Genomic DNA, 6252 nt, shown 5'->3' with positions numbered 1-6252 from the left:
AAAAAATCGGCTCAAACATGAAGAAATGAAATGACTGAGTCAGCCGAGAAGAATTTCCCCGCTTATTCGCACCTTCCATAATGCGGCTTACGGGCTGATTAGGTATCCAACTTTATTACTTTCTTACAAAAGAGCCGCATTGCGGCTCTTTTGGTTTTGGCAAAACAGGCTACGACAGCCGCAGGTTGGTGATGGTCACATCGTCCAGGGAAGGCACAATAATGCCGCTGGAGATGCTCTTGGCGATCGCCTGGTTGCGGTTGCGCGAGTCCGTCTTGTTGGTGACCTGATTGAGGTGGAAGTTCACGGTTCGCTCGCTGATGCCGAGGATGGTGGCGATCTCCCAGGAGGTCTTGCCCTCGCTGGCCCAGAAAAGGCACTCCTTCTCCCGATCCGACAGCTCGGCCAGGTATTTCATCAGGTCTGGCCTGGCCTTGATGAGGGTCAGGGCCGAGTTGAAGATGTAGCTGGCGCAGAATGACAGCAGGGGAACGTTTTCAAACATCAGATCGGAATTGGACTTCTCCTTGCTGATGAAAGAGAGGATGCCGTGTTCCCCCTGCGGCGTGTGCAGCGGGAAGGAGACGCCGTTCCTCACCCCGAAGTCGGCGGCCAGGTTCATCACCTCCCTGCTGGCGCTGGGCAACCAGGGGGCATCGCAATCGAGCTTGTTCCAGAAGATGGGCTGGGTCTGCTTCAGTCCCAGGAAGACGACCGGATCCTGGGTCAGGTAGTGCCGTTCCGAATAGGCATCAAACCAGCTGGTGGGGCAGTTGTTGAACAAGGCCACATGGGATTTCTGCATGCTGATGGGGAAAATAATCAGCAAACGGAAGTAATCAAACCCCATCTGATGACTGAAGCGCTCCAGTTGTTGCTGGATCTCGCTGGTCTTCTTCGCCTTGGTGAACCGATCTATGTGTTCCCAGATCGCATCGTTAAACATGTAAGTCTCCTTTTTCGATCACTTATCTTGCTGATCGAAAAGACATTTTTTAGTTATTTAAAATGGTGTTGCGACTACCAACGCCAGTTATTCCCGTACTTGTCTAAAAAGTATCCTGTTTTTTCGGCCAGAGGCCAAGAAAATCATCTGATTGCCAGTGACCCTACTCTTTGAGACAATGAGAATAGTTATCATTGTTAAGATTTATATCATGAACAAGTTTTGGGGTCTGGCCTTGTTACCCATGGCCGTTCATTGCGTCGTGTCCGCCGACGAGGTGGTTGCGCCAGCATTGAAGAACAGTATCGCCGACGGGAAAGCCTCCCAGCTGCGTGTGGAGAAAGCCGCCGATGGCGCCGTCGCCGCCAGGATTGAGCTGCAAAATGCCCAACTTCAACTGCGGGATCTGGAAGCCTACAACCGCTACATGCAGTCTCTGGTGGCCGATCAGCAAAACGAGCTGGGCAAGCTGAACCAGCAGTTGGAGGCGGTACAGGAGACCAGACAGGGGCTTGTCCCCCTGATGCTGCAGATGCAAGCCGATCTGGAACAGCTGGTACAGGATGACATCCCGCTGCGCAGGGAGGATCGTCTGGCGCGGGTTGCTGCCTTGAAAGCGACGCTGGCCAGAGCCGATGTGAGCGAGGCGGAGAAGTTCCGCCAGCTATTGCAGGCCTATCAGATTGAAGCCGAATACGGCAGCAGACTGGACCATTATTCCGCCGAGCTGGTGCTGGATGGCGCACCGCGCCGGGTCGACGTGCTGGCTCTGGGCCGGGTCTCCCTGCTGGCGATGACCGCCGATCGCTCCCAGGCGTGGCGCTGGTCTGCGCAGAGCAAGCAATGGCAAGCCCTCGACGGCCAGTGGCTCTCCCCCATCGCCGAGGCGTTGGAAATGGCTGCCGACAAGAAAGTTCCCCAGTTGTTGAATGTCCCCCTTTCCGTCAGCCGTGGTCAGGAGGCCCAGTCATGAGCGTCACCATGAAGTGGTTACCCCTTGCCCTCGCCCTCTCTCTGGGCACCACAGCCGCCGTGGCCGAGGAAGCCTGGCAGCAGCAGGAACAGGCCCGTGAACAGCAGGCACAGCAGGATCTGGCGTCCGTCTCCAGGGAGCTGAACAGTGCCCGCGCCAAGCTGGCCGAGGCCCAGCGCCTGAGCAAGGAGCTGGCCAGCCAGTTCGCGGCCAATGAAAAGCAGCTGGTGGAGCTCAATACCCAGTGGGAGCAAGCCTCCGGCGACATGAACGACATCTTTGCGGTCACCCGTCAGGGCGCCAGCGATGCGGTCAAGTTGCTGAGCGAATCCGCCGTCGAGGGCCAGTATCCTGATCGTCTCGCCCCGCTGAAAACCATGGCACAGGATAAACAGGTGCCTGATCGCGCCGCCCTTGCCCTGCTGCCAGCCACCTTGCTGCAGGAGATCCGCGAATCGGGCCGGGTTGCCCAGTTCAATGGCAAGGTGCTCGATGCTCAGGGCGTTGCCAGCGAGCAGACGTTGACCCGGATCGGCAGCTTCGCCCTGCTGGGCGATGGTGGTTTCTTGCAACCGGGGGCCGAAGGCCTGAGTCCGGTGCTGGGCCTGCCAGGCAGCGTGCTTTCCGCTGTGGCCGCTTATCAGGGTCAGGAGGGAGAAGCGTTGCCGCTGGATCCCTCCCACGGTGTTCTGCTCGATATGCTGGCCCAGGCGCCCACCTTCTGGCAGCAAGTCCAGCAGGGAGGCCAGGTCGGCGCCATCATCGTGCTGCTGGCAGCCATCGGCCTGGGGATCGCTGGAGTACGGCTGTGGAGCCTCTCTCGCGAACTGGGTCGGGTTCGTCGCCAACTCAAGAGCGGTGAATATCATGCCGACAACGCCCTCGGCCGGGTGCTGACGGTGGCTGACAAGCATCCAGAACTGAGCATGGAGACCCTCGAACTGCGTCTGGATGAGGCGATCCTGCAGGAGACCCCTCGCCTGGAGCGCGGCATCGGCATGGTCAAGGTGATCGCGGCCATAGCCCCCATGCTGGGTCTGCTCGGCACCGTGACCGGTATGATCGGCACCTTCCAGGCCATCACTCAGTTCGGTACCGGCGATCCCAAGATCATGGCGGGCGGCATCTCCATGGCCCTGGTCACCACGGTGCAGGGTCTGGTAGCGGCCATTCCGCTGATCCTGGCCCACAGCCTGTTGCAGTCCCGTTTCACCGAGCTCTCCAACGTGCTGGAACAGCAGGTGGCCGGGATCCTGGCCGAGCGGGCCGAAAGCAATGGTGACAGGGTGGAGCGGGTAGCATGATGCTCGACATCTGGCAGCAGTTGCAGAGCTTCATGGGCCGTGGCGGCCCGGTGCTCTGGGTCATTCTGGCCTTGCTGGTGCTGATGTGGATTCTGATGATCGAGCGGCTGCTCTACCTCAACTTGGGGTTTGCACCGTTGCAGCGTCAGCTGCTGGGCCGCTGGCAGGCGCGTCGCGAGCGTCACAGCTGGCACGCTCGCGCGATTCGCGGGCGCTGGCTGGCAGAAGTGGAGCTGGCGCTCAACCGTCATCTGATCTTCATCCGCACCCTGGTGGTGCTCTGCCCCATGCTGGGGTTGCTGGGTACAGTGACCGGCATGATAGGCGTATTCGATGCGCTGGCTGCGGCCAACCGCTTTAACCCGGAGAGCATGGCGGGCGGGATCTCCCGCGCCACCATCCCCACCATGGCAGGCATGGTGGTGGCCCTCTCCGGCGTGTTGTTACTTAGCCGGCTCGAGAGTCAGGCCAAGCATGCGCTGGCCAAGACCCGGGACGGCCTGCGAGAAGAGAAGGTAATGCAATGAGACGGCAATCCAAACGCCAGCGCGATGAAGTGCAGATCGACATGACCCCCATGCTGGATATCGTCTTCATCATGCTGATCTTCTTCATCGTGACCACCTCCTTCGTGCGCGAAGCCGGGCTTGAGGTACACAGACCCCAGGCCAGCCAGGCCAAGGCGCAGAAATCGTCCAGCATCATGCTGGCGATCGGCGCTCAGGGGCAGATCTTCCTCGACCGCAAACAGGTGGATGTGGAGCGGGTGCAGGCCACCCTCGCCCGACTGTTGGCGGAGCAGCCCGAGGCAAGCCTGGTGATCCAGGCCGATGAACGGGTACCCCACGGCAAGGTGGTGCGGGTGATGGATGAAGCCAAGGCGGCAGGCATCGACAACATCGCCGTGGCGGTGGCACCGAAATGAAACACAAGTTGATGAGCCTGGGACTGGGGATGACCCTCAGTCTGGGCATCCTGTTGTTCATGGCCACCCTGGTGGAGCCGCCCGGAGGGGAGAAGGCGACCACAGAGCAGAAATCCATTGTCATCAACATGCAGAACGAGGTGACCGAGGTACAGGTGCGTGAGCGGCCGGTACCCCAGGAGCCGGAACCCTTGCCGGAGCCGCCTGCCGCGCTGGCTTCGACACCGATGCCCATGCCGGCGGCGGCCCCGCTGCCTTCGGTACAGCCGAGCCTGGATCTGGTCTCGACCCTGAGCGCGGTACAGGTCTCTGCCCCTGGCGTGGCGACCAGTCCCACTCCGGTCGCGAGCGGCAATTTCCATGGTCAGCAGCAGGGTACCGGGATCGGTGCCGGCGACATGCTGATGCCGCTGCAACGGGTTGAGCCCGTTTATCCCTACCGGGCCCAGCAGGCTGGCATCGAGGGGTCCGTGACCTTGCGTTTCAGCGTCGATGCCGACGGCCGGGTACAGGATGTGGAGGTTGTCGAGGCCAAGCCGAAGCGCCAGTTCGAGCGAGCGGCCATTCAGGCGATCAACAAGTGGCGCTATCAGCCGAGGCCGGGCGCCACCGACAAGCTGGTGCAAGTCATCACGCTCAAATTCAAATTGGAGTCATAACCATGTTGCGGATCTGGATCTGTCTGCTGGCCCTGGTCAGCCAAGCCTGTCTGGCGATGGAGGTGAGCCCTCATTTCTCCCGCCAGCTGGAGCCCGTGATGAAGTTCTATCAATCCGGCCAGTGGCAACAGGCCCAGAGCAAGGCGGCTGTGCTCAAACCCGGTTCCGAGGCTGAGCACGCCTGGCTGGCGCAGTTACAGGCCTCTCTGGCCGCCAACCTGCAGCAGACCGCACAGGCGAGTCGCTACGTGGAGCAGGCTCTTGCCTATAAAGAGTGGCCAGAGCAGCAACGACTTCAGTTGTTGCGTCTGCGCGGGGATATCCAGGCCCAGCAATCCAACTGGTCCGGCGCCATCGCCACCTACAAGGCCGCATTGGCCATCAAGGCTGACGATACCTTGCGTCTGCGCTTGGCTGGCCTCTATTACCACAACAAGCAGTACGGCGAGGCAGCCAGCCAGAGTGAACAACTGTTGAAGAAAAGCTGGCAGAAGCAGGCAGCCATCATCCGCCTCTCCGCCCTCACTGCATTGCAGCGTTACGGCGTGGCTGCGGATCAGGCCGAAGAGTTGATCCGCAGCGAGCCGAAAGAGAGCAAGTGGTGGCAGCAGGCTGTGTCGCTCAATCTCTCCGCCAAGCGTGGTGATCGAGCGCTTGCACTGCTGCAAACTGCCATCGACCGTCAACTGATGGATGATGCCGCCGCCCGCAACCAGCTAATCCGCCTGTATGCCTGGCAGGGACTGCCCTATCGCGGTGCGCGTCTGCTGGAGTCTGCCATGGCCAAGGGACAGATGAAGCAGAGCGCAGAGAATCGCCAATTGCTGGCCCAGTTGTGGGAAGGGGCACGTGAGTGGCCGAAGGCTGTGGACAGCTGGCAACTGCTTGCCCGGGAACATGCTCACCCCAAGGCCGCCATGCGTGCCGCCGAACTGCTGCTGCAACAGGGCAAGACGGATGCCGCCATGACCCAGCTCTCGGCCATCAAGTCAGTGAAGGGAGAGCAGGGCAACAGAGCCAAGGCCCTGCTGGTGCAGGCACACCTCAATAAAGAACAATATGCTCAGGCGCTGGTGTTGGCTCGCGAGCTGCAACAGCAGAACAACTGGCAAGACAGGGCGACCAGCTGGGTCAACTACATTCAGGCCCAGACTGACGGTATGAACAAAAAATCGGCATGAAACTGGGGTAAACTCTCATTTCATGGGGTTTAGCCTGCTTTTTCAGCAAACGAGCGCATTTTTACAAAAAACCCTTGTCATCCCGGCGCGGCTCCCTATAATGCGCCCCTACCAGCACGGCGGAACACGCCAACCTGATGAGCCAGCTTCCTCGCGAAGCAGGCGCCGAAAGAAAAGCGAAAACAATCGCTTGACTTTCGAGGTGAGGAGCGTAAGATGCGCCTCCTCAACGCGATAAGCGTGACGCTCTTTAACAATTTGAAT

General features: G+C 60.1%; 7 protein-coding genes. 6 read left to right on the top strand and 1 reads right to left on the bottom strand.

Features of this window, described 5'->3' with window-relative positions:
* Window positions 1–169: 169 nt before the first annotated feature.
* A complete protein-coding gene (locus PG887_RS21525; RefSeq protein ID WP_010672236.1) occupies window positions 170–946 on the bottom strand; it encodes a LuxR family transcriptional regulator in 777 nt (258 codons plus the stop codon).
* Between the two features lie 211 nt (window positions 947–1157).
* On the opposite strand from PG887_RS21525, the gene PG887_RS21520 reads away from it, so the two are divergent.
* The 6 genes from PG887_RS21520 to PG887_RS21495 are packed head-to-tail and all read left to right on the top strand — an operon-like array spanning window position 1158 to window position 5988.
* The gene (locus tag PG887_RS21520) at window positions 1158–1919 is read left to right on the top strand and encodes a DUF3450 domain-containing protein (protein WP_182976204.1); all 762 of its coding nucleotides are present in this window, start codon (window positions 1158–1160) and stop codon (window positions 1917–1919) included.
* Complete coding sequence (locus PG887_RS21515) at window positions 1916–3223, top strand: MotA/TolQ/ExbB proton channel family protein (RefSeq protein WP_102948976.1); 1308 nt, start codon at window positions 1916–1918, stop codon at window positions 3221–3223. The genes PG887_RS21520 and PG887_RS21515 overlap by 4 nt, the downstream gene beginning before the upstream one ends.
* Window positions 3220–3750, top strand: a complete 531-nt coding sequence (locus PG887_RS21510; protein WP_104455026.1) for a MotA/TolQ/ExbB proton channel family protein — start codon at window positions 3220–3222, stop codon at window positions 3748–3750. Before PG887_RS21515 ends, PG887_RS21510 begins: the two co-directional genes overlap by 4 nt.
* Complete coding sequence (locus PG887_RS21505) at window positions 3747–4148, top strand: ExbD/TolR family protein (protein WP_069651569.1); 402 nt, start codon at window positions 3747–3749, stop codon at window positions 4146–4148. The genes PG887_RS21510 and PG887_RS21505 overlap by 4 nt, the downstream gene beginning before the upstream one ends.
* A complete protein-coding gene (locus tag PG887_RS21500) occupies window positions 4145–4807 on the top strand; it encodes an energy transducer TonB (RefSeq protein ID WP_102948975.1) in 663 nt (220 codons plus the stop codon). The genes PG887_RS21505 and PG887_RS21500 overlap by 4 nt, the downstream gene beginning before the upstream one ends.
* 2 nt (window positions 4808–4809) lie before the next feature.
* Entirely contained in the window at window positions 4810–5988 is a 1179-nt protein-coding gene (locus PG887_RS21495; RefSeq protein WP_199769690.1) for a tetratricopeptide repeat protein, read from the top strand.
* The last annotated feature ends 264 nt before the right edge of the window (window positions 5989–6252 follow it).

This window comes from Aeromonas sp. QDB14, from assembly GCF_027707845.1.
Lineage (GTDB): Bacteria > Pseudomonadota > Gammaproteobacteria > Enterobacterales > Aeromonadaceae > Aeromonas > Aeromonas caviae.
The sequence above is the reverse complement of the archived record's forward strand: the minus strand, read 5'-3'. Positions and strand labels throughout refer to the sequence as shown.